The following is a 23,125-nucleotide window of genomic DNA, read 5'->3' as shown; positions in this document are numbered from 1 at the left end:
CTCCGGCGTCCGTCCGGTCCCCACGGATGTGGTTCCTCCACGGTAAACGGAACGGGCAGGCCAGGGGTTCCATCGGAACCCCCAACCTGCCCGTAGGGGAAATCCCTATGTGCGTCAGCCGGCGACGATGTTGACCAGCTTCGGCGCCCGCACGATCACCTTGCGGATCTCGGCGCCGCCCAGCGCGGCGACCACGTGCGGGTCGGCCAGCGCCAGCGTCTCGAGCTCCGCGTCGGTGATCGACGGGGAGACCTCCAGGCGGGCCTTGACCTTGCCCTTGATCTGCACGACGCAGGTCACGGTCTCGTCGACGACGTACGCCGGGTCGGCGACCGGGAAGCCCTGGTGGACCACCGAGTCGCTGTGGCCCAGCCTGCGCCACAGCTCCTCCCCGATGTGCGGGGCCAGCGGGGCGACCAGCAGGACCAGCTGCTCGGCGACCGACCGGGAGAGCGCGCCACCGGACTTCGTCAGGTGGTTGTTCAGCTCGGTGATCTTGGCGATGGCGGTGTTGAAGCGCATCGCGACCATGTCCTGGGCGACGCCGTCGATCGCCTTGTGCAGGGCGCGCAGCGTGTCCTCGTCGGCCGCGGCGTCGACGACGGTGACCTCACCGGTCGACTCGTCGACGATGTTGCGCCACAGCCGCTGCAGCAGCCGGTACTGGCCGATCACCGCGCGCGTGTCCCAGGGGCGCGAGACGTCCAGCGGGCCCATCGCCATCTCGTACAGACGCAGGGTGTCGGCGCCGTACTCGGAGCAGATCTCGTCCGGCGTCACGGCGTTCTTCAGGGACTTGCCCATCTTGCCCAGGACGCGGCTGACCTTCTCGCCCTGGTACCAGAAGCCGCCGTCGCGCTCCTCGACCTCGGCCGCCGGCACGGCGATGCCGCGCGCGTCGCGGTACACGAAGGCCTGGATCATGCCCTGGTTGTAGAGCTTGTGGAACGGCTCGGCCGAGGAGATGTGCCCCAGGTCGAACAGCATCTTGGACCAGAAGCGCGCGTACAGCAGGTGCAGCACGGCGTGCTCGGCGCCGCCGACGTACAGGTCGACTCCACCGGTGGGCATGCCCTCGCGCGGGCCCATCCAGTACTGCTCGACGGCGGGGTCGACCAGCTGCTCGGAGTTGCGCGGGTCCAGGTAGCGCAGCTCGTACCAGCAGGAACCGGCCCAGTTGGGCATGGTGTTGGTCTCGCGGCGGTACGGGCGCGGACCGGCGCCGTCACCGAGGTCCAGGGTGACGTTGACCCAGTCCTCGTTGCGGGACAGCGGGGTCTCCGGCTGGGTGTCCGCGTCGTTCGGGTCGAAGGTGCGCGGCGAGTAGTCCTCGACCTCCGGCAGCTCCAGCGGCAGCATCGACTCGGGCAGCGAGTGGGCGACGCCGTCCTCGTCGTAGACGATCGGGAAGGGCTCGCCCCAGTAGCGCTGGCGGCTGAACAGCCAGTCGCGCAGCCGGAAGTTGACGGTGCCCTCGCCGATGCCGCGGTCGGCCAGCCAGGCGGTGATCTTCGCCTTGGCGTCGACGACGCCCAGGCCGTCGAGCGCCACGTCCTCGTTGGAGGAGTTGACCAGCTTGGCCTCGTACGAGGAGAAGGCGTCGTCCCAGGTCGACGCGTCGGTGCCGCGCTCGTCGCTCGGCTCGACGACGCAGCGCATCGGCAGCTCGAAGGCGCGCGCGAAGGCGAAGTCGCGGCTGTCGTGGGCGGGGACGGCCATGATGGCGCCGGTGCCGTAGCCCATCAGGACGTAGTCGGCGATGAAGACCGGGACCCGCTCGCCGCTGACCGGGTTGGTCGCGTACGCGCCGGTGAAGACGCCGGTCTTCTCCTTGGCGTCGGCCTGCCGCTCGACGTCGGACTTGGAGGCGGCCTGCTTGCGGTAGGCGTCGACGGCCTCGGACGGGGTGGCGTGTCCGCCGGTCCACACGTCGTGGGTGCCCTCGGGCCAGGTGGCCGGGACGATCTTCTCGACCAGGTCGTGCTCGGGCGCCAGGACCATGTAGGTGGCGCCGAACAGGGTGTCCTGGCGGGTGGTGAAGACGGTGATGGCACCGGTGTCGCCGACCTGGAAGTCGACGCGGGCGCCCTCGGAGCGGCCGATCCAGTTCCGCTGCTGCAGCTTGATGGCCTCGGGCCAGTCCAGCGCGTCCAGGTCGTCGAGCAGGCGGTCCGCGTAGGCGGTGATCCGCATGTTCCACTGGCGCAGCTTGGACTTGAAGACGGGGAAGTTGCCGCGCTCGGAGCGGCCGTCGGCGGTGACCTCCTCGTTGGCCAGGACCGTGCCCAGGCCGGGGCACCAGTTGACGGGCGCGTCGGAGGCGTAGGCCAGGCGGTACTCGCCCAGGACCTCGGAGCGCTCGGCGGCGGTCAGCTCGCTCCACGCGCGCGTGGTGCCGGGAACCTCACGCGTGCCGTTCTCGAACTGCGCGATCAGCTCGGCGATCGGACGGGCCTTGCCGGCCTCGTCGTCATACCAGGAGTTGAAGATCTGCAGGAAGATCCACTGGGTCCACTTGTAGTACTCGGGGTCGATCGTGGCGAACGACCGGCGCTTGTCGTGGCCCAGGCCCAGCCGGCGCAGCTGGACCTTCATGTTCTCCATGTTGGCCTCGGTGGACACACGCGGGTGCGTGCCCGTCTGCACGGCGTACTGCTCGGCCGGCAGGCCGAAGGCGTCGAAGCCCAGGGTGTGCAGCACGTTGTGGCCGGTCATGCGCGCGTGGCGGGCGAAGACGTCCGTGGCGATGTAGCCGAGCGGGTGGCCGACGTGCAGGCCCGCACCCGAGGGGTACGGGAACATGTCCATGATGAACTTCTTGGGCCGGGCGGCGATCGCGGGGTCGCCCGCCAGGTCACCGGTGGGGTTCGGGGCCTCGTACGTGCCCTCGGCGTCCCAGAAGTCCTGCCAGCGTGCCTCGATGTCGGCGGCCATGGCCGCCGTGTAGCGATGCGGGGCCGCCGTCTCGGCGGCCGTATTGATCTCGGTCATGGTCCTTGAAGCTCCATCGATCGTCTCTGCCCACTGCCACGGACTGCCGTGAAATGAAAAAACCCCTCACACAGGAGGGGACGCCGCGCCGACTCCGACGAATGTCTGTCATCCGCCGGGACTGATCAGCGCGGCTCGGTAAGCAGAAGGCGTACGGCACGCATGGCGCCAGGGTACCGCAGGGCCCGAGCGGGCCGCACCGGCGTTCCACGGCGCCGAGCCGCGGCGAATGAAGCCGGACGGAGCCGCGGCGAGTGAAGCCGGACAACGAAGAAGCGGGCCACCCGATCCGGGTGACCCGCTTCTTTTCTGTGGAGCTAAGGAGAATTGAACTCCTGACCTCCTGCATGCCATGCAGGCGCTCTACCAACTGAGCTATAGCCCCTTGCTTTCCGTCTCCGTTTCGGTTTCCCTCGCGGCGACAGACAGAACATTAACCGGCTCCCCGGCAGATCTCCAAATCGATTCTCCGGGCCCTCCTGACCTGCCGGGTAGGGTCGCCGACTGTGTCCGTCTCCGTGCTCTCCAAGACCCGCGCCCGGCCCTGGCCCCTGGCCACCGCCGCGGCGATCTGCCTGCTCTCGTTCGTGGCCTTCTGGGTGGCGCAACGCCTCGCCCACGTGAACATGCTCGACGTGATGGTCTACCGGGCCGAGGGCGAGACGGTCCGGGCGGGCGGTGATCTGTACGCGATGCGCGCGACCTCGGCGAACCTCGGCATGACCTACCCGCCCTTCGCGGCCCTGCTGTTCGTCCCGCTGACCCTGGTGAGCGTGCCCGTGATGCGGACGCTCGCCACCGCGGGGAACCTGCTCCTGGTGGTCGCGCTGGTGCAGCTGTCGCTCCAGCTGGTCCGCCCGTCGCTGTCGCGTACGGACCTGTGGCGTACGACACTGTGGGTCGCCGCGGTGGTGGTCTGGTGCGAGCCGGTGTGGACGACCCTGCGGTACGGCCAGATCAACCTGCTCATAGCGGTGGCGGTGCTCTGGGACCTCACCCGGCACCGGGACAGCCGCTGGGCCGGGCTGGGCATCGGCCTGGCGACCGCGGTAAAGCTCACACCGGGGCTCTTCGTGGTCCTGCTGCTCGTCGCGGGCGTGCTGCTGTGGCGCCGGGACCGGAGCTGGAACACCTGGCTGCGCACGGCGGTGACGGCGACCGGGGTGTTCCTGGGGACGGCACTGGCCGTGGCGCTCGTGCTGCCGGCGGACTCGAAGCGGTTCTGGACGGAGACGCTGTTCGAGACCGGCCGGGTGGGCTTCGCCGAGGAGACCGCCAACCAGTCGATCCGCGGGGTCCTGGCCCGGCTGATGCACACCGACGACCCGGGCATGTGGTGGGCGGTGACCGCGGCCGTCCTGGGCGGCGTGGCGATGGTCCTCGCGGTGCGGGCGGCGGTGCGCGGGGACAAGGCGGTGGCGGTGATCGTCTGCGCGTTCACGGCGCTGATGATCAGCCCGATCTCCTGGTCCCACCACTGGGTCTGGTGTGTGCCCCTGCTGATCCTGCTCGCGGACCGCGCCACGCGCACGTGGCCGGTGACGGGGGCGGTGGCCCTGGCCTTCGCCTCGTTCGCGCTGTGGTGGGTTCCGCACGACCCGGGCCGGCCGGAACTGGACCAGAACGCGGGTCAGATGGTGCTGTCCGCGATCTATCCGCTGACGACCACGGCCCTGCTCGTGGGGTACGTGCTGACGCTGCGGCGTCAGGCCGTGGCGAAGGAGTAGAACCGCTTGAGGGTGCAGTGCTCGTCGAGGAGCCGGCCGTAGATCGGCTCCCCCTCCAGCTCGCGGTACGTCTCGATGGGGTCGCCTTTTATGATCAGCGCCCGCGCGCACTCCTCGCACCAGTACTGGAACCCCGGGTTGACGGGGTCCATGTCGCGCACGATGGGCGTGCCGCTGCCGCACCAGTCGCACTTCCGCCTGTGTGCACCCATCAGTCAGCTCCAGCTGTGGCCGCAGGCCGTGCACCCATAGGACACCCCGCCGTTGTCGCCGAGCACTTGGGCCACCCTCCCGTCCGGATCCTCGTCCCCCTCCGGCCGTCCGATTCTGCCATGGCCCCGCAAGGGGGTCAGCGTGCTCGACGCCACGGTCCGGCCACCGCGCCGGCGAGCGCGGCGACGGCCAGGGCGATCATGGTCGTCCGCAGCGCGTCGGCGGAGTTCTGTGCTCCGGATCCGTCCGACGCGGCGAGGAAGAGGGTCCCGAACGCGGCGACCCCGATGAGCTGGCCGAGCTGGGTGACGGTGGCGAGCAGCCCGCTCGCGTCGGCCGCGTCCTCCGGTCGTACGGTGGCCAGCGCGCCGGTCAGGGCGGGGCTGAAGGCCAGCGAGATCCCGGCGCCGAGCGCGCCCAGGGCCGGATAGAGCCCCCAGCCGCCCGCACCACCGTCCGCGAGCAGCCCGCCGACGCCGAGGGCTCCCGCGGCGGCGAGCAGGAATCCGCCCGGGATCAGCGCGCGGTGGAGCCGGGCAGGCCAGCGCCGCCAGGTCAGCCCGACGGTGCCGAAGACGACGGCGGCGGGACCGAAGGTGAGCCCGGCGCGCAGCGCGCTGTGGCCGAGTCCGCCCTGCAGATGCAGGGTGAGGGTGAACAGGAAGCCGGCGTTGACTCCCATCGACACCGCGATCCACACGACGGCCCGCCCCATGCCCGGGAGCCGCAGCACGCGCGGGGCGATGAGCGGGGCGCCGCCGCGCCGGGCGAGCCGCGACTCGTACGCGCCGAAGAGGGCGAGGAGCATCAGGGAGCTGCCGAGCGAGAGCCAGGACCACAGGGGCCAGTCCTGTTCCTGGCCGAGGACCAGGGGAACGGTCAGCAGGGACACGGCGCCGGCGAGCAGGACGAGGCCCGGCAGATCGAGGGCACGCGCACGCGTGGCCCCGGCCGGGGCGTCACGGGGCAGGACCCGGGCTCCGAGCACGAGCAGGGCGATGCCGATGGGGACGTTGACGAGGAAGACGGGCCGCCAGCCGGTGCCGAAGAGGTCGGCGCTCACCAGGATCCCGCCGACGACCTGCCCGGCGGCGGCGCCGGTGGCCAGGACCGCGGAGTAGGCACTGAGCGCCTTCACACGGCGCTCGCCGGCGAACTCGCGCTGGATGAGGCTCAGGACCTGAGGGATCATCAGGGCGGCGCCCGCGCCCTGCGCGAGCCGGAAGGCGATCAACTGGCCGGTTCCTGCGGCGAGGCCGCAGGCGAGGGAGGCCGCGGTGAAGACGGCGAGGCCGCCGAGGTACATCCGGCGGTGTCCGACGAGGGCGCCCAGGCGGGCACCGGTGATCAGCAACACCGCGTAGGCGATGGTGTATCCGGCGACGACGAGCTGGAGCGCGGCTCCGGACGCGGAGAGCTCGACACGGATCGTGGGCGCGGCGACGTTGACGATGAAGACGTCGAGGAGCGCCATGAACTGGGCGGCGAGGACCACGCCGAGCAACAGTCCGGGGCGGTTGTCGGTGCCACCGTCTTTACTGAGTACGGGACGTGTTGTGGTCGAGGTCATACGCCGAGCGTGACCTCGATCGGATACGGGTAACGAGAGCCCGCTGATGCTGGTACTGACACCACCTGGCAGCGGCGGCACGGGGACTCGACCATGGGGGTGTGACGATCGTGGCAGCGGTACCGACACAGCGACGCCGACGACCGGAGCTGGCCGCGTTCCTGCGCAGCCGCCGGGCCAGGGTGACACCGGAGGACGTGGGGATGCCCCCGGGACTCCGCCGCCGCACGCCGGGACTGCGCCGCGAGGAGGTCGCCCAGCTCTCCGGCGTCGGCGTCACCTGGTACACGTGGCTGGAGCAGGGGCGCCCGATCAACGCCTCGGCGCAGGTGCTCGACGCGGTGGCCAGGACGCTCCGGCTCGACCGGCCCGAGCGCGAGCACCTCTACCACCTGGCCGAGGTGCCGTACGCGCCGGAGCGGTCGGCCTCGGACGTGGCGGTGGTCAGCCCGGAGATCCAGGGCATCCTCGACGCCCTGGACCCGCACCCGGCGGTGCTCTACAACGCGCGGTACGACGTGCTCGCGACCAACGCCATGTACGAGCTGCTCTTCTTCCAGGAGGGCCGGGACGACCTGGACACCGGCCCGTTCGGCATACGCAACGTGCTGTGGGCGCTGTTCAGCGTGCCCGGACCCACCTGCCCGGTGGTCGACCGGAAGCGGGAGCTGCCGCTGATGGTGGCCCAGCTGCGGGGCGCGTACGGCCGCCATGTCGGCGAGCCGGCCTGGGAGGAGTTCGTACGGGCCCTGGCGGAGACCAGCTCGGAGTTCACCCGGCTGTGGCGCAGCGGCGACGTGGTCCCGCCGGGGACGCGGGTGAAGACCTTCCGTCACGCGCGGACCGGCGAGATCCGGCTGACCTCGGTCTCCCTCTCGGTGAACGGGTTGCCGGAGTGCCGGATCGTGGCCTACACGCCGAACGACGAGGAGAGCCGCCACGGGCTCGCGTCCCTGCGGGAGATGACGGAACGACCGACCCCGTAGAACGACCGACCCCACCGGCCGACGGACCCCGGGAACGACGAATCCCGCCCCCTGCTGGGGACGGGATCCGGTGATTGTGGAGCTAAGGAGAATTGAACTCCTGACCTCCTGCATGCCATGCAGGCGCTCTACCAACTGAGCTATAGCCCCTCGTGTTCTTCGCGCTCTGCGCTGCGAACAAGAAGAACTTTAGCCTGTGACCTGCCGGAAAGCGAAATCCGGGTCCGGCAGGCCGGTCGTGGGGCTCAGTCGTCGTCGCCGAGGACCGGCTCGGGCAGCGTGCCCGCGTTGTGCTCCATCAGACGCCAGCCGCGCGCGCCCTCGCCGAGGACCGACCAGCAGCAGTTCGAGAGGCCACCCAGGCTCTCCCAGTGCTGGGACTCCAGACCGAGGAGCCGGCCGATGGTGGTGCGGATCGTGCCGCCGTGGCTGACCACGACGAGCGTGCCGTCCTCGGGAAGCTTGTCGGCGTGCTCCAGGACCACCGGGGCGGCCCGGTCGGCCACCTCGGTCTCCAGTTCGCCGCCGCCCCGGCGCACGGGCTCGCCGCGCTTCCACGCGGCGTACTGCTCGCCGTACCGCGCCACGATCTCGTCGTGGGTCAGTCCCTGCCACTCCCCCGCGTACGTCTCGCGCAGCGCGGAGTCGTGGGCGACGGCGTGGCCGGTGAGCACGGCGAGCTCGGCGGCGGTGGCCGCCGCCCGCTTCAGGTCGGAGGCCACGATGGTGTCCGGCTTCAGCGCGGCGAGCAGCCGGGCGGCCCGGCGCGCCTGGGCGACGCCGGTCTCCGTCAGCTCGATGTCGGTCGAGCCCTGGAAGCGGCGCTCCAGGTTCCAGGAGGTCTGGCCGTGACGCCAGAGAACGATGCGGCGGCCAGTGCCGCCCTTGGTGGTGCTCAGCTCAGCTCACCGTCGGGTCCGTCGGGCAGCCCTGCGGCGTGCTCGGAGAGGTCGACACCGGTCAGCTCGGCGTGCTCGGCACCCTTGCCGCGGGTCTTCGCCGCGTCCTCGGGGAGCTCGAGCTCGGGGCAGTCCTTCCACAGGCGCTCGAGCGCGTAGAAGACACGCTCCTCGCTGTGCTGGACGTGGACGACGATGTCGACGTAGTCCAGGAGGATCCAACGCGCGTCGCGGTCGCCCTCACGGCGGACCGGCTTGGCGCCGAGGTCCTTGTTGAGGCGCTCCTCGATCTCGTCGACGATCGACTTGACCTGGCGGTCGTTGGGCGCGGAGGCGAGCAGGAAGGCGTCGGTGATCGACAGCACATCGCTGACGTCGTACGCGATGATGTCGTGCGCGAGCCGGTCGGCGGCCGCCTGAGCGGCGGCGTTGACGAGTTCGATGGAACGATCCGTGGCGGTCACAAGCAGGCTTTCGTCGGCGGTCCAGTACCCCTCCAGGGTCTCACGGACCGCCGACGGCCCCGCCAACGTTTTCCGGAGCGCCGTTACGGGGCCTCCGGCACCTTGTAGTCCTGGCCCAGAATCACGGTCACCGCGGCCGCTCCCGAGGGCTTGCCCTTGGCTACCGAGCCGGCCGGCAGACCCAGCGTCTTGGCCACCTCGGCCGCCGTCGCCTTCTGGAGGTCGTCACCGTAGACGACCTGCGACTTCTCCTGGGTGTCCGCGTCGCCGCCGCCCACGAAGGCGTAGCCGCCGTTGATCAGGACGATCCGGGCCGCCTCGGTCGCCTTCTTGCCGGAACCGTCCCGCAGCGAGACCCGGGGCACGTCGCCCGCCTCGGGGGCGGTGACCTTTCCGCCCAGGATGTCCTTCACCACACTGTCGCTCGCGCCCTCGGTCAGCATGCCGTCCTGGCCGACCGGGAGCAGGGCCGTCTTGTAGTCGCCGACCTTGGCGTGCTCGGCGAGCTTGGCCAGGGCGGCGCCCAGGTCCTTCTCGGAGAGCGAGGGGTCGAAGATCTGGGTGAGGCTCTCGACGGTCATCGTGGCGGACTCGGGATTGTCCGAGATCTTGCGCAGTACCGCGAACATGACCTGGCCGAAGCGCTGGAGCTGCTTGGTCTCGGCCTCGCCGGGGGCCCGGTAGGTCGCGTAGGCGACGGCGGCGCGGCCGTTCAGGGACTGCTTCTCGCCCTTCCTGACCAGCGGATCGGCGCCCTTCTTCGTGTCGGGCACGTCGATGTCGGTGTCCGTCTCGATACCGCTGACGAGGTCGACGAGGGTGTCCAGGTACGGCGTGTCCAGGCGCCAGGTGCCGGTGATGGGGGCGCCGAGGAGATTGCCGATCGCCTCGCGGGTCCCGCTGGACCCGTCGTCCTCGACCGACTTGCCGAGGGTGGTCGCGGCGCCCTCTCCGTCGGCGACGACGACGGAGTTGGGAATCAGGACCGAGGTGCCCTGACCGGTGGTGGTGTTGTTGACGAGCAGGACGGTGGAGGTCCCGCCTCCCGTGGTGTTGTGGAGGTGGATGACGATCGTGTCGCGCTTCTGCGGACCGGTCGCGGTGCCCCCCTTCTGCTGCTCCTCGGAGGCCCCGGGGAGCATTCCCGCGGACCAGAGGTAGCCGACGCCGCCCACGGCCGCGAGGACGAGCACGACGACAAGGGCGATGATCCGGTTGCGGCCCTTGCGCCTGGCCTCCTCGCGCCGCTCGGAACGGCTCTCGGTGAACTTCAGCCAGTCGATGACGTCCTCGGAGTCCTCGTCCGGCTCCTCGATGAACGAGAACTGCTCGGTGCGGTACTCACGGTCGTCGTCGGGGGCGGGCCGGGCCGGCGCGGAGCGCTCGGAGGCGGGGCGCTGGCCGGGGACCCCGGCGGGCGCCGCGACGGGCGCGGCCGGCGCCGCGGGAGGTGCGGCCTGCGCCATGGGGGGTGCGGCGGGCGCGACGGGTGCGGCGGACTCGGGCTGGGCCGCCCACTGCTGCCCCGTGTCGTAGGAGGGGTAGCTGTAGCCCTGCTGTCCGTACGGGTCGTACTGCGGCTCGTGGGACGGCTGGGGCTGCCCCTGGTACTGCGAGGGCTGCTCCTGGTACTGCTGCTGCGGTTCCTGGTACTGCTGCTGGGCGTACGGGTCATATCCGTATCCCTGCTGCGGCTGCTGATACACCGGCTGCCCGTACTCGTCGTAGCCGATGATCTGCGGCTGCGGATAGTACGGGTCGTACGGATGCTGCTGATCGTTCACCGGTGGCCCTCCCCGAAGCTCACTCGCCGCGGTACAACTGGCGCTTGTCGATGTAGCGCACCACGCCGTCCGGGACCAGATACCAGACGGGATCGCCCTGTGCGACCCTCGCCCGGCAGTCGGTGGAGGAGATGGCGAGCGCGGGAACCTCGACCAGCGAGACGCCGCCCTTGGGCAGTCCGTCGTCGGTGAGGTCGTGACCCGGCCGGGTGACGCCGATGAAGTGCGCGAGCGAGAAGAGTTCCTCGGCGTCGCGCCAGGTGAGGATCTGCGACAGCGCGTCGGCCCCGGTGATGAAGAAGAGGTCCGAGTCGCTGTTGAGGGAGCGCAGGTCCCGCAGGGTGTCGATGGTGTAGGTCGCGCCGCCGCGGTCGATGTCGATCCGGCTGACCGAGAACTGCGGGTTGGAGGCCGTCGCGATGACCGTCATCAGATAGCGGTCCTCGGCCGCGGACACGGCCCGGTCGCTCTTCTGCCACGGCTGCCCGGTCGGCACGAACACGACCTCGTCCAGGTGGAACAGGGCGGCGACCTCGCTGGCCGCCACCAGGTGTCCGTGGTGGATCGGGTCGAAGGTTCCGCCCATCACGCCGAGTCGGCGCTTCCCGCGCCCGCCAGTAGGCATTTCCTGCTCTCCCATGCGTGCAGAGCCTACTGGCACGGCAGCGGACGCCTGATCAGGGTCGCCGGTTCAGCGGTCGCGGTTGAAGCGCGTGGTGATCCACAGCAGCAGAAGCAGGGCGCCGAAGGCACCGAAGCCGGTGAGGTAGGGGCTGAGGCTGTCGTGGTTGCCGCCGTGCTCGGCGCCCTCGGCGAGAGTGACCAGGTTGGCGGCGGTGCTGTGGAGGCTCATCTTCGGCAGACCTATCGATCGGGGATGGGAGCGGAGACTTCGCGCACATCGTATGCGGGCGGTCCGGGCGGGCTCACGCCGACTCAGGCACTCGCGTCACGGTCCGTGTTGCCGTCCGGGCCGCCTTCGCTGCCGCCGCCGGCGCCGTCGCCGGTGCGGGCGTCAGCCGAGTCGTCGGTGCGGTAGCCGCGCAGCAGGAACCAGGCGAGCAGCGCGCCGCCCACGATCGAGACCAGCAGCACGATACGGAGCGTGTCACCCGGCCCCTGCTGCGCGGCGGCCGCGAGCAGGGCGGCGGCGGTGTCGACGGTGTCCGGCATGTCGGTCGTGCTCCTCGGTCGTCCTTGGTGCCCGAGTTATCCACAGGCCCCGGCACACGGTAGCGCCAGCGCCTAGGCTGGGGTTCGTCAGGGGGACGAGCATCGACTCGTACGAACAGGGGGCATCCATGACCGAGAACGACCAGGGGAACGTGCCGAGCAGGCAGCGGAAGCGGTTCCCCGGCATCTCCTCGCGGGCCTACGAGCATCCGGCCGACCGCTCGGCGCTGGTGGCGCTGCGCAAGCTCAGCGGCTTCGACACGGTCTTCAAGGCGCTCAGCGGGCTGCTGCCGGAGCGCAGTCTGCGACTGCTCTTCCTCTCGGACTCCGTCCGGGTGAGCGACGCGCAGTTCAGCCATCTCAACGACATGCTGCGGGACGCCTGTTACATCCTGGACCTGGAGAAGGTCCCGCCGATGTACGTGACGCAGGACCCGAAGCCCAACGCGATGTGCATCGGCCTGGACGAGCCGATCATCGTCGTCACGACCGGCCTCGTGGAGCTCCTCGACGAGGAGGAGATGCGTGCGGTCGTCGGCCACGAGGTGGGCCACGCACTGTCCGGGCACTCCGTGTACCGCACGGTGCTGCTCTTCCTCACCGGCCTGGCCCTCAAGATCGCCTGGATCCCGCTGGGGAACGTCGCGATCATGGCCATCGTCACGGCGCTGCGCGAGTGGTTCCGCAAGTCGGAGCTCTCCGCCGACCGGGCCGGGCTCCTCGTCGGGCAGGACGTGCAGGCGTCGATGCGCGGTCTGATGAAGATCGCCGGCGGCAACCACCTCCACGAGATGAACGTGGACGCGTTCCTCGCCCAGGCCGACGAGTACGAGAAGGCCGGGGACCTGCGGGACTCGGTCCTCAAGATCCTCAACGTGCTGCCGCGCACGCATCCCTTCACCACCGTCCGGGCGGCGGAGCTGAAGAAGTGGTCGGAGAGCCGCGACTTCCAGCGGATCATGGACGGCCACTACCCGAAGCGCTCGGAGGACAAGGACGCCTCGGTCACGGACTCCTTCCGCGAGTCGGCTGGGCACTACGCCGACACCGTGCGGACCAGCAAGGATCCGCTGATGAAGCTGGTCGGTGACATAGCCGGTGGCGCCGGTGACCTGGCGGGCGACCTGGGCGGCAAGCTGCGCAACGCCTTCGGCGGCGGCCAGGGCCCGCAGAAGCCGGACGCCGCGGGGACCGACGGAACCACGGGGACCACCGGGACAGCCGGGGACGGCAAGAGCGGCCCGGACAGCGGCGCCGGGGACGCCAAGTAGCGAGAACCGGGCGCTCGGGGCCTCAGGAGCGAGGGCTGAGGGCTCGCGGTCTGAGAGCGACGGCGAAGCACTGCGGGCCTCAGAGCGACGGCTGAGGGCTGCGGGCCCCAGAGCAAGGGCTGAGGGCTCGTGGTCTCAGAGCAAGGGCTTAGGGCTCGTGGTCTCAGAGCAAGGGCTGAGGGCTCGCGGTCTCAGAGCAAGGGCTGAGGGCTCGCGGTCTCAGAGCAAGGGCTGAGGGCTCGTGGTCTCAGAGCGAGGGCTGCGCGTCCGGCGCCAGCGCTCCGCACAGTGAGGGGGCGGCGGGGCGGCCCGTGGCGTACGGGTCGGTGACCGGAGGTCCGCCGCCCGCCTCGGGGGCCCGCGCTCCGGCCAGGAGCGGCTTCAGGGAGCCGGTGGTGTCCGCGCCGCACGCCTGCGGGCCCGCCTCGACGGTGCTGGTCACCAGCTCGGCCCGGTGCATGCGCAGGTCCTCGCGGTCGAAGCGGAAGTGCACCTCGCGGTGGACGGTGAAGAGCGAGGCCTGACCGACCGGTCCCGCGCCCTGGGCGGCCGGGCGGAGCGCGTAGGTGTACGTGTGGTCCGCGGTGACGTCCAGGGTGTCGGGTCCGGTCTCCTCGAAGCGGAGAGTGCCCTGGACGCGGGCCGAGGGGTCCGCGAGGACGGCCTGGCGCGGGTCGAAGCGGACCAGCCAGGCGGCGAGGGCGTGCCGGCCGTCGTCGGCCGGTGCCTCCACGCTCCGGTCGAACTGTTCCAGCTGGTCGGGGTCGAGCAGCAGGCGCGCGGGCCGCACGGTGACCCCGGCCAGGACGTCGGGTTCCAGGGACGAGGCCACCAGATAGTCCTTGGCGATGCTCAGGGCGGTGACGACCTGGCTCTCGGCGAAGTGGGTGGTGCGCCCCGCGACGGGGAGGTTGATGCCGGCGGCCCCCGTGCGGTACTCGGCGACCGGACTGTGGTCGAAGAGCCGGTCGGGCACACCGCCGACGACGGGGCCCTGCGGGGCGAGCGGGACCACGGTGGTCCGCAGTGGCTCGGCCCGCTGGTCGGCGGGCGGCTGGTAGGGGTTCCGGACGCCCAGATAGATGGCCGTACCGAAGGCGAGGAGGATCAGCAGGACCAGCATGAGGGCCTGGCGGGAGCCGCTCCGGCCCTCCCAGGACGACGGGCGGCTGCGGACGGCCTCGGTGTGCTCGCCCATCCGCTCCCGGGCCGAGAACTCCTGGAGGTGGGCAGCACGGACAAACGCCTCGTCGAAGACGACGGACCTGTACTCGTCCTCACCGCCGGGGAGACCCTCGGGTGTCCCCTCAGGCGGGTCGCCACGCCCTGCCATACCTTCAGGGTAGGTCCGCGGGGGCTTCGGTAAACGCCCAGGTACAGGACAAGTTCGGAAGAATTCCGCCGTCAGGGTGTGTCCGCGCCGCCGTGGAGCCGTGCGGCTCGGCCACCCGGGGGACGCGGACCGCACCGGGACGGCAGCGGACCGCGATGCGGGGGACGCGGAGCGTGCCTACTCGGGAGATGCGGAGCCGGCCTACTTGGGGGACGCGGAGCGTGCCGCGGGCGCGTGGGCGGCGGGCGGGGCCGGGTTCGGGTTGGGCGTGTCGACGCCGGTCGTGGCCGGCGGCGGAACCTGGTCCTGGCGGTTGGCGGCCGCGCCCCGGTAGACGGCGCTGAACGCCAGGGCGACCATGCCGATCCCCATGACGAGAGCGAGGACCCAGGCGACGGGCCGGTGCCAGCGGGCGCTGCCCCGGTAGGGGCGCAGAGCGCCGCCGTGGCGGCCGTAGGGGCTGGCGTCGTCGCCGACGTCGTCCGGCTCGTAGGTGAGGCCGGAGACGTCGTGGAAGTCCTCGTAGAGGTCGTCGTCGGCCGATCCGCCACCGGCGCGGGCGCGGGCCGACTCGGCCTCCGCGCGGGCCTGGGCGGCGGCGAGCAGCCGCTCGACGGCGGTGGGTTCGTGGACGGTCGCGGCCCGCACGAAGGCCTCGTCGAACACCACGTCGGCGTAGACCTCGTCGGCGCCTCCGCGGTCGACAGAGTCCTCAGGGTCCCCGCCGTTCTGGAACGGCGTGCCCCCCACGTCGTCCGGCACGGATTCAGAGTAGACCCGCGAGGTGGTTTTGGGCAGGGAGAGTGCGAACCCTCCCCGCCCGTACCGAAAGGAGCGATTACCGCACGTGACCGTCGCCGGTGACGATGTACTTGGTCGAGGTGAGCTCCGGAAGGCCCATGGGGCCCCTGGCGTGCAGCTTCTGGGTGGAGATGCCGATCTCCGCGCCGAAGCCGAACTGGCCGCCGTCCGTGAACCGGGTGGAGGCGTTCACGGCGACCGTGGTGGAGTCGACCAGCTGGGTGAAGCGGCGCGCCGCGGCCTGCGAGGTGGTCACGATCGCCTCGGTGTGACCGGAGGACCAGGTCCTGATGTGCTCGACGGCCTTGTCGAGGGAGTCGACGACGGCGGCGGCGATGTCGTACGAGAGGTACTCGGTCTCCCAGTCCTCCGGCGTGGCCGGTACGACGGTGGCCTTGGAGCGCTCGGCGAAGGCGATCACCCGCTCGTCGGCGTGGACGGTGACACCGGCCTCGGCGAGCGCGTCGAGGGCCCTGGGCAGGAAGGCCGCGGCGACGTCCTGGTGGACGAGGAGGGTCTCGGCCGCGTTGCAGACGCTGACCCGGTGGGCCTTGGAGTTGATCAGGATGTCGACGGCCATGTCGAGGTCGGTCTGGGCGTCGACGTAGACGTGGCAGTTGCCGGTGCCGGTCTCGATGACGGGGACCGTGGACTCCTCGACGACCGTCCGGATCAGGGAGGCTCCGCCGCGCGGGATGAGGACGTCGACGAGGCCGCGGGCGCGCATCAACTCGCGGACCGAGTCACGGGACTCGCCGGGGACGAGCTGGATGGCGTCCGCGGGCAGTCCGGCGCCGCCGACGGCGTCGCGCAGGACCTTCACCAGGGCGCTGTTGGAGGCGTAGGCGGAGGACGAGCCGCGGAGCAGGACGGCGTTGCCGGACTTGAGGCAGAGGGCGGCGGCGTCGACGGTGACGTTGGGGCGGGCCTCGTAGATGATGCCGACGACGCCGAGCGGGACGCGGACCTGGCGCAGGTCGATGCCGTTGGGCAGGGTCGAGCCGCGGACGACCTCGCCGACGGGGTCGGGCAGCGCGACCACGTCGCGGACGTCGGCGGCGATGGCCCGGACGCGCTCGGGGGTGAGGGTCAGCCGGTCGATGATCGCCTCGCTGGTCCCGGCTTCGCGGGCCTTGGCGATGTCCTCGGCGTTGGCCTCGACGATTTCGGCGGTGCGCACTTCGAGGGCGTCCGCGATCGCCAGCAGGGCGTCGTCCTTGGTCGCGCGCGGGAGTGGCGCGATTTCGGCGGCGGCGCCACGGGCCCGGTAGGCGGCCCGGGTGACCGGGGACAGGTTGTCGAGGGGCGTGAGCGAGGTCATGCCCGCAGGGTACTGGCACCCCTGCGGACATCCCTCACGTATCCCGCACTGCGAGACGTGCCCCGGTGGTTCCGAGACGCCCCGCACGGGGAGGCGTCTTGAACACGCCCCCGTGCAGGAACGCGCCCCCGCTCAGTACGGGTGGACGCCGACCGGAGCGGCCGGCGGCGGGCCGTAGCCCTCCGCGATCCGCTGGTGGTAGGTCTCGCGGTCGATGACCTCGAGGCCGACGATCTCCCACGGCGGCAGCTTGGCGGTCTGCCGGTGCTCGCCCCACAGGCGCAGGGCGACGGCCGCGGCGTCGTGCAGGTCGCGGGCCTCCTCCCAGTACCGGATCTCGGCGTGGTCGTTGGCATACCTGCTGGTCAGCAGGAAGGGGTGGTCGTGGGCCAGTTGTTCGAGCCCGCGGCGCACCTCCTTCAGGGGTGACTCCACACCCGACACGCTGAGCGTGATGTGCCAGAGTTTGGACACGGGCTGTTCCTTGGCGCGTGCCTCACGTGCCTCGCGAACCTCGCGTGTCTCGGTGGTGGTCTCGGTCTTGGTGTCCGTGGACCTGTCCCGTGCCTCGTCGAAGTCGGCTCCGGCCTCGACACTGGTCAGGGCGCGTTCGGCAGTCCCTCGGGGCGGTGCCCCTGGGCGCGCTCGTCTCACCGGCGGCCTCCTGTGTGATGCGTGTGGTGCTGTACCCCGCCCCTGCTCTCTTACCCCCGAGACAAAGTTGACCAGCCCGAGGCGGCACTTGGGGCGGTTTTGGTAAACGTCCCTTCCGGATGGCCGCACTTTCAGCCGTTTCGGGAGGGGCCCGAGGGTCAGCGGATGACGACCAGGTCGTCGCGGTGGACGACCTCGCGCTCGTACTCGGGGCCGAGCTCCCTGGCGAGCTCGGGGGTGGAGCGCCCGAGCATCCGGGGCATCTCCTTGGCGTCGAAGTTGACGAGACCGCGGGCGACGGCCCGGCCGGCGGTGTCGCGCAGTTCGACCGGGTCGCCCGCCACGAAGTCGCCCTCGATGCCCGCGACACCGGCCGCGAGCAGGGACTTCTTGCCCTCGACGACGGCTCGTACGGCTCCGTCGTCCAGGGTGAGGGAGCCCTGCGGGGTGGAGGCGTGCGCCAGCCACAGGAGCCGGTCGGCGGAGCGGCGGCCGGTGCGGTGGAAGTACGTACCGGTGTCGCGCCCGGCGAGGGCGTCGGCGGCGCGGCTCGCGGAGGTGAGGACCACGGGGATGCCGGCGGCGGCGGCGATCCGGGCGGCCTCGACCTTGGTGACCATGCCGCCGGTGCCGACGCCCGCCTTCCCTGCGGAGCCGATCTCCACATGGGCGATGTCGTCGGGGCCGGCGACCTGGGCGATCCTCGACGTGCCGGGCTTGGACGGGTCCCCGTCGTAGAGGCCGTCGACGTCGGAGAGCAGGACGAGCAGGTCGGCGCGGACGAGATGGGCGACGAGGGCGGCGAGCCGGTCGTTGTCGCCGAAGCGGATCTCGTCGGTGGCGACGGTGTCGTTCTCGTTGACGACCGGCAGCGCGCCCATGGCGAGGAGCTGGTCGAGGGTTCGGTAGGCGTTGCGGTAGTGCGCGCGCCGACTGGTGTCGTCGGTGGTGAGGAGGACCTGTCCGACACGGACGCCGTAGCGGGCGAAGGAGGCGGTGTACCGGGCGACGAGGAGGCCCTGGCCGACGCTGGCGGCGGCCTGCTGCCGGGCGAGGTCCTTGGGGCGGCGGGTGAGTCCGAGCGGCGCGAGTCCTGCGGCGATCGCGCCGGAGGAGACGAGGACGATCTCCTTCTCGCCGCCGCTGCGGACCTTGGCCAGCACATCGACGAGGGCGTCGACGCGGTCGGCGTCGAGGCCTCCGGAGGCGGTGGTGAGGGAGGAGGATCCGACCTTGACGACGATCCTGCGGGCCTCCGTCACATATCGCCTCGCGTCGTCCGTCTCTCCGGTCATCTGCGTCGTCACCTGTGCCGCCACCTGCGTCGTCCTCACTCGGCTGTCCCACGCGCCGTGTGTTCCCCGCCGCGACTGCCAGGCAATCTACGCGAGCCGGGAGGGCTGCCGCTCGTCCGTTTCGCTCCCTGGACCGGGGTCGTCGGTGTCCTGTCCGTTGTTCCGGGGGACGAGGATCCGCTGGGAGATGAGGTAGGTGAAGGGGATGGCGACGACGGCCGCGACGAGTGGCGCGATTCTGTCGTCCATTCCGGCCCAGGTGACGAGCGCGTACAGACCGACGCTCTGCACCAGGTAGTTGGTGACGTTGGTAAGCGGGAAGAGGGCGAACTTCTTCCAGGTCGGCCGGGTGCGGTAGGTGAAGTACGTGTTGAGGAAGAAGGAGCCGATCATGCTGAGGACGAAGGCGAGGGAGTACGCGGCGAAGTAGGGCATCCACGGGTGGAGCAGCAGGTAACAGCCGAAGAAGGTGCCGGTGTTGACGCCGCCGACGAGCGCGAAGCGGAAGATCTCGGCGAGCCGTCCGCGCCGGGCGGTGGGAGACCCGGCTCCCATCAGTGCTCTCCCTCGGTGGCCACGACGCTGATCCGCTCGGCGGCGGCGCGCTCGGACGCGCCGCGGCCGAAGGAGCGGTGGGTCTCCTTGACGAGGAAGTGCGGCCGGCGCTTCGTCTCGTAGTAGATACGGCCGATGTACTCGCCGATCAGCCCCAGCATCACCATCTGCACGCCTCCGAGTCCCGCGATGATCGCGACCAGGGTGACGTATCCGGGGGCGGTGACGCCCTGGGTGAGGGCGGCGACGACGACCCAGGCCGCGTAGAGGGCGGCGAGGCCGGTCAGTGTCATGCCGAGCCAGAGGGCGATGCGCAGCGGACGGTTGTTGAAGGAGATCAGCCCGTCCATGCCGTAGTTGATCAGGGAGCTGAACCTCCACTTCGTCTCACCGCCCTCGCGTGCGGCGTTCTGGTAGTCGAAGGTGACGGTGTCGAAGCCGATCCAGGAGAAGAGGCCCTTGGAGAAGCGGTTGTACTCGGGCAGCGAGAGCAGCGCGTCGACGGCGGGCCGGGACAGGAGGCGGAAGTCACCGACGCCGTCGGTGAGTTCCACGTCGACCCAGCGGTTGACCGCCCGGTAGTACATCCGGCTGAGCGCGGATCGGAGCTTCTTGTCGCCTTCGCGGGTCCGGCGCGCGATGACCTGGTCGTGGCCCTGGTGGTGCAGGTCCAGCATGCGCGCGAGGAGCTCGGGCGGGTGCTGGAGGTCGGCGTCCATGATGACCACGGCGTCACCGGTGGACTTGCGCAGGCCGGCGAGCATGGCGGCCTCCTTGCCGAAGTTACGGCTGAAGGAGGCGTACTGGGTGCGGTGCGGGTGCCGGGCGGCGATCTCGCGCAGCTTGTCCAGCGTTCCGTCGGAGCTGCCGTCGTCGACGTAGCAGATCTCGTAACCGACGGGGAGTGTGTCGAGCACCTGGCGCATCCGCGCGTCGAAGCGTTCGACGACGTCCTCCTCGTTGTAGCAGGGGACGACGACGGAAAGCCTGGTCATGAACGGTCACTCCAGAGGGATGGGCAAGAGAACGTCCTGAGGGACCGCCACCGAACTCGCCTTCGAGCAGCGCGGCCACGGTACGAAGCGGCGGTGACCGTCCGGCGTCGCCCGGGTGGCCACCCCCGGTCGGCATGTCGTCCATGCGGCAAAGCATGCGGGGAAGATACTGCTATTCGTGGCGTTTTTTTGGCTTTTGTCACCCGAAGAGACCCGTTGTGCCGATACCTTGGCGACGCCACGGAGGCGGCGCCCTCGTGCCACGGAACTCGGCCCCCTGGAGCAATGCCCCGTGAGTAGAACGACCCTGTCGGACCTCGGTGACGCACGAATGTCGGACGACGAAGAACAGCACACCGACGCGGCGCGCGGACTCCGGCAGGTACTCCCCTGGATCGCGCTGGTCATCGCCACCGGAGCGGGCGCGCTGCTCTCGGTCGGCGCCTTCCTCGGTCTGTACGTTCGCCCCACGTCGGACGACTGGTGCGCCCTGTGGAAGACCCGGGACATGGGGGTCCTCGGCATCACGTCGGACTTCTACCTCACCCAGAACGGACGCGTCACCAACGCCTTTCTGACCGGGCTGCTCTACTCCGACGGCATGCGGGGGCCGAAACTGCTGCCCGCCTTCCTGGTGGTCGCGCTCGGCTCGGGACTGTTCCTCCTCGCCCGCGCCGCCCTGCGCTCCCTGCACCACGCCACGGGCACACGCGCCGAGCCCGCCGCCCTCGCCGAGCCCCGTCCCCGGCTGCCCGTCGTCCCGCTCGTGGCCGCGGCGGGGCTCCTCTCCGCGCTGCTGTTCTTCGCGGGCACCCGCTCGTACCAGGTACTGCTCTGGGCGCCCGCCACCATCTCCCACACCCTGCCGAGCGTGATCGGCCTCTGGACCGTGCTCGGCGCCGTGCGGGCCGCGCGCAGCGGCGTGCGGTGGGCCAGGATCGCGGCGGTGGGGGCGGTGCTCCTGACCGGAGCGGCGCTCGGCATGCTGAGCGAACCGTTCACGCTGGTGGCCGGCCTGCTCGCGGCCACCGTCGGGATCCTCTGTCTGCCCTGGTTCGGCTGGGCGGCGAACCGGTACGTCTCCACCTGGTGTGCGGCGGCGTGTCTTGGGCTCCTCCTCGGGCTCGTCCTGCTCTACACCTCACCCGGCGCACGCTGGCGGCGCGCCCAGCACCCGCAGGAGCCACTGTCGGCGGCCCAGCTCGGAGAGACGTTCCAGGACTGGTGGCGCCTCTGGCAGACGGTCGGCGGCCAGTGGGCGTACCTGGGGGCGCTCGCCGTCGGCGCGCTGCTCGGCCTGGCGCTGGCCGCCGCGCCCCGGCAGGACGGCAGCGCCGTCCCCCGGGATGCCTCGGGGCTCCCGCCCCGCAGGCTGTTCCTGGTCGCGGTGCTCCTGCCGCTGCCGCTGATCGCCCTCGCCTCCCTGGCCGTGGTCTTCGGACTGCGCAGCGGCTACGGCGACGTCGGCTGGACGTACGGCCGGACCTGGACGAGCTTCCTCCTGCCGATGCTGCTCGTGCTCTGCGCGTACGGCGCGTGGGGCGGCCACGTGTGGGGACGACGCCTGCTGAAGCCCGCGCGGCCCGCGGGACGCGCCGCCGCGCTCGTGGCGATCGGCGCGGTCGCCGTCGGCAGCGCGGCCGCCCTGGTGCAGCCGGTCTACGCGCTGACCACGGACACGGTGGTACGGGCTGCCGCATGGGACCGTCAGAACGCCCGCATCCGGGCGGAGGTGGCGGCGGGCGCCCGCGACGTCGCCTATCAGCCGCTGCTCATCGGGGGTCTCTCCGAACCCCTCTTCGCCTCCTCGTACCGGCGGGACTGGGCGGCGCAGTGCACGGCCACGTACTACGGAGTGGACCGCATCCACCGGCCCTGAGGGCCCGGCTCCGGCCGCCCACCCGCCACCGGCCCTGAGGGCCCGGCTCCGGCCGCCCGCCCGCCACCGGCCCGCGCCGGCATCCGAGCCCGCCGGCAGGGATCGGGCACGCGAAAGCGGGGTGCCCCACCAGGGGCACCCCGCCTACGGAAACGCTCGCGTCAGACCGTCGCGCGGACCGCGCGGTTCGCGCCCCAGCCCTCCCAGGCGGAGCTGATCATGGAGCGGACGTCGTGCTGCGCCTTCCAGCCCAACTGCGACTCGATGCGCTCCGCCGAGGCGACCACGCGGGCCGGGTCGCCCGGCCGACGCGGAGTGACCAGGGGCTCGATGCTGTGACCGGTGATCTCGTTGATCAGGTCCACCATCTCACGCACCGACACGCCCTCGCCGCGCCCGATGTTCAGGGTCAGCGCGGCCGTCTCGCCGGCCTCGCCCGCCGCGACGAGCGCGCGGGCCGCGGCCAGGTGCGCGTCCGCGATGTCGGCGACGTGGATGTAGTCGCGGATGCAGGTGCCGTCCGGCGTCGGGTAGTCGTCACCGAAGATGCGCGGGGACTCGCCGGCGTCGAGGCGCTCGAAGACCATCGGCACCAGGTTGAAGACACCGGTGTCGGCGAGCTCCGGGGCGGCGGCGCCCGCCACGTTGAAGTACCGCAGGCAGGCCGTGGAGAGGCCGTGGGCCTGGCCGACGGCGCGCGCCATCCACTCGCCGACGAGCTTGGTCTCGCCGTACGGGCTGAGGGGCAGGCACTCGGTGTCCTCGGTGACCAGGTCCACGTCGGGCATGCCGTAGACGGAGGCGGAGGAGGAGAAGAGGAAGCTCTTCACGCCCGCTGCGGCGGCCGCGTCGAGGATGATCTGCAGACCCGTCACGTTCTCGTGGTAGTAGAACAGCGGCTTCTCGACGGACTCGCCGACCTGCTTCTTGCCGGCCAGGTGGACGATGCCCTTGATCTGGTGCTCGCGCAGCACCCGGTCGAGGAACGCGCGGTCGAGGACCGTGCCCTGCTCCAGGACGATGCCCTCGGGGATGCGCGCGGGGTTGCCGGTGCTGAGGTCGTCGACCACGACGACGCGCTCGCCGCCCTCGGTCATTGCTTTGACGACGTGGGAACCGATGTAACCGGCGCCGCCGGTGATGAGCCAGGTCATTCCGACAGTGTAGCCACAGCCTCCGGGGCCTCCGGCGGCTCCGGAGGTGGCCTCGGACAC

General features: G+C 71.1%; 21 protein-coding genes and 2 tRNA genes. 4 read left to right on the top strand and 19 right to left on the bottom strand.

Going from position 1 to position 23,125, the window contains the following annotated elements:
• Positions 1–114: 114 nt before the first annotated feature.
• Both leuS and E0F75_RS23545 read right to left on the bottom strand, forming a co-directional pair.
• Positions 115–2,991, bottom strand: coding sequence for a leucine--tRNA ligase (gene leuS, locus E0F75_RS23550; protein WP_187624539.1), 2,877 nt, complete (start codon positions 2,989–2,991; stop codon positions 115–117).
• A gap of 312 nt (positions 2,992–3,303) precedes the next feature.
• Positions 3,304–3,376, bottom strand: a tRNA-Ala gene (locus E0F75_RS23545).
• Positions 3,377–3,497: 121 nt separating this feature from the next.
• Between E0F75_RS23545 and E0F75_RS23540 the strand changes: the two genes are divergently transcribed.
• Complete coding sequence (locus E0F75_RS23540) at positions 3,498–4,718, top strand: glycosyltransferase 87 family protein (protein WP_187624538.1); 1,221 nt, start codon at positions 3,498–3,500, stop codon at positions 4,716–4,718.
• Here E0F75_RS23540 and E0F75_RS23535 read toward each other — a convergent pair.
• Positions 4,697–4,930, bottom strand: a complete 234-nt coding sequence (locus E0F75_RS23535) for a hypothetical protein (protein WP_015033559.1) — start codon at positions 4,928–4,930, stop codon at positions 4,697–4,699. The two genes, E0F75_RS23540 and E0F75_RS23535, sit on opposite strands and share 22 nt — an antisense overlap.
• Before the next feature lie 137 nt (positions 4,931–5,067).
• A complete protein-coding gene (locus E0F75_RS23530; RefSeq protein WP_187624537.1) occupies positions 5,068–6,501 on the bottom strand; it encodes an MFS transporter in 1,434 nt (477 codons plus the stop codon).
• A gap of 101 nt (positions 6,502–6,602) precedes the next feature.
• On the opposite strand from E0F75_RS23530, the gene E0F75_RS23525 reads away from it, so the two are divergent.
• Positions 6,603–7,487, top strand: a complete 885-nt coding sequence (locus tag E0F75_RS23525; RefSeq protein ID WP_187624536.1) for a helix-turn-helix transcriptional regulator — start codon at positions 6,603–6,605, stop codon at positions 7,485–7,487.
• A gap of 77 nt (positions 7,488–7,564) precedes the next feature.
• Here E0F75_RS23525 and E0F75_RS23520 read toward each other — a convergent pair.
• From E0F75_RS23520 to E0F75_RS23490, 7 genes are all read right to left on the bottom strand, one after another.
• A tRNA-Ala gene (locus E0F75_RS23520) sits at positions 7,565–7,637 on the bottom strand.
• Positions 7,638–7,732: 95 nt separating this feature from the next.
• Positions 7,733–8,386, bottom strand: coding sequence for a histidine phosphatase family protein (locus tag E0F75_RS23515; protein ID WP_187624638.1), 654 nt, complete (start codon positions 8,384–8,386; stop codon positions 7,733–7,735).
• Entirely contained in the window at positions 8,383–8,850 is a 468-nt protein-coding gene (gene rsfS, locus E0F75_RS23510) for a ribosome silencing factor (protein ID WP_187624535.1), read from the bottom strand. Before rsfS ends, E0F75_RS23515 begins: the two co-directional genes overlap by 4 nt.
• 83 nt (positions 8,851–8,933) lie before the next feature.
• On the bottom strand, positions 8,934–10,634 hold the full coding sequence (locus E0F75_RS23505) for an LCP family protein (protein WP_187624534.1): 1,701 nt from the start codon (positions 10,632–10,634) through the stop codon (positions 8,934–8,936).
• Between the two features lie 19 nt (positions 10,635–10,653).
• Positions 10,654–11,274, bottom strand: a complete 621-nt coding sequence (gene nadD / locus E0F75_RS23500; RefSeq protein ID WP_079042300.1) for a nicotinate-nucleotide adenylyltransferase — start codon at positions 11,272–11,274, stop codon at positions 10,654–10,656.
• 51 nt (positions 11,275–11,325) lie between these two features.
• The gene (locus tag E0F75_RS23495; protein ID WP_015033566.1) at positions 11,326–11,487 is read right to left on the bottom strand and encodes a hypothetical protein; all 162 of its coding nucleotides are present in this window, start codon (positions 11,485–11,487) and stop codon (positions 11,326–11,328) included.
• 83 nt (positions 11,488–11,570) lie between these two features.
• The gene (locus tag E0F75_RS23490) at positions 11,571–11,807 is read right to left on the bottom strand and encodes a hypothetical protein (protein ID WP_187624533.1); all 237 of its coding nucleotides are present in this window, start codon (positions 11,805–11,807) and stop codon (positions 11,571–11,573) included.
• A 128-nt stretch (positions 11,808–11,935) separates the two neighbouring features.
• Between E0F75_RS23490 and E0F75_RS23485 the strand changes: the two genes are divergently transcribed.
• Complete coding sequence (locus tag E0F75_RS23485; RefSeq protein ID WP_187624532.1) at positions 11,936–13,078, top strand: M48 family metallopeptidase; 1,143 nt, start codon at positions 11,936–11,938, stop codon at positions 13,076–13,078.
• A gap of 247 nt (positions 13,079–13,325) precedes the next feature.
• Here E0F75_RS23485 and E0F75_RS23480 read toward each other — a convergent pair whose 3' ends face one another.
• From E0F75_RS23480 to E0F75_RS23450, 7 genes are all read right to left on the bottom strand, one after another.
• Positions 13,326–14,411 carry a hypothetical protein gene (locus tag E0F75_RS23480; RefSeq protein WP_187624531.1) on the bottom strand — a complete coding sequence of 362 codons (1,086 nt, stop codon included), beginning with the start codon at positions 14,409–14,411 and terminating at the stop codon, positions 13,326–13,328.
• Positions 14,412–14,612: 201 nt separating this feature from the next.
• Complete coding sequence (locus E0F75_RS23475) at positions 14,613–15,173, bottom strand: hypothetical protein (RefSeq protein WP_187624530.1); 561 nt, start codon at positions 15,171–15,173, stop codon at positions 14,613–14,615.
• Positions 15,174–15,249: 76 nt separating this feature from the next.
• Complete coding sequence (locus E0F75_RS23470) at positions 15,250–16,533, bottom strand: glutamate-5-semialdehyde dehydrogenase (protein WP_187624529.1); 1,284 nt, start codon at positions 16,531–16,533, stop codon at positions 15,250–15,252.
• Between the two features lie 132 nt (positions 16,534–16,665).
• Positions 16,666–17,187 (bottom strand): hypothetical protein, encoded by a 522-nt coding sequence (locus E0F75_RS23465; RefSeq protein WP_187624528.1) that lies wholly within the window; start codon positions 17,185–17,187, stop codon positions 16,666–16,668.
• Positions 17,188–17,345: 158 nt separating this feature from the next.
• Entirely contained in the window at positions 17,346–18,482 is a 1,137-nt protein-coding gene (gene proB, locus E0F75_RS23460; protein WP_187624527.1) for a glutamate 5-kinase, read from the bottom strand.
• An 87-nt stretch (positions 18,483–18,569) separates the two neighbouring features.
• The gene (locus tag E0F75_RS23455) at positions 18,570–19,037 is read right to left on the bottom strand and encodes a GtrA family protein (protein ID WP_187624526.1); all 468 of its coding nucleotides are present in this window, start codon (positions 19,035–19,037) and stop codon (positions 18,570–18,572) included.
• The gene (locus E0F75_RS23450; protein WP_187624525.1) at positions 19,037–20,032 is read right to left on the bottom strand and encodes a glycosyltransferase family 2 protein; all 996 of its coding nucleotides are present in this window, start codon (positions 20,030–20,032) and stop codon (positions 19,037–19,039) included. The genes E0F75_RS23455 and E0F75_RS23450 overlap by 1 nt, the downstream gene beginning before the upstream one ends.
• 292 nt (positions 20,033–20,324) lie before the next feature.
• Between E0F75_RS23450 and E0F75_RS23445 the strand changes: the two genes are divergently transcribed.
• The gene (locus E0F75_RS23445) at positions 20,325–21,911 is read left to right on the top strand and encodes a hypothetical protein (RefSeq protein ID WP_187624524.1); all 1,587 of its coding nucleotides are present in this window, start codon (positions 20,325–20,327) and stop codon (positions 21,909–21,911) included.
• 161 nt (positions 21,912–22,072) lie between these two features.
• On the opposite strand, the gene galE is transcribed toward E0F75_RS23445, so the two are convergent.
• Positions 22,073–23,065: a UDP-glucose 4-epimerase GalE gene (galE, locus tag E0F75_RS23440; protein ID WP_187624523.1), complete on the bottom strand. Its 993-nt coding sequence runs from the start codon at positions 23,063–23,065 to the stop codon at positions 22,073–22,075.
• Positions 23,066–23,125 lie beyond the last annotated feature (60 nt).

Source organism: Streptomyces sp. CB02980, from assembly GCF_014451325.2.
In the GTDB taxonomy this organism is placed as follows: Bacteria; Actinomycetota; Actinomycetes; order Streptomycetales; family Streptomycetaceae; genus Streptomyces.
The sequence above is the reverse complement of the archived record's forward strand: the minus strand, read 5'-3'. Positions and strand labels throughout refer to the sequence as shown.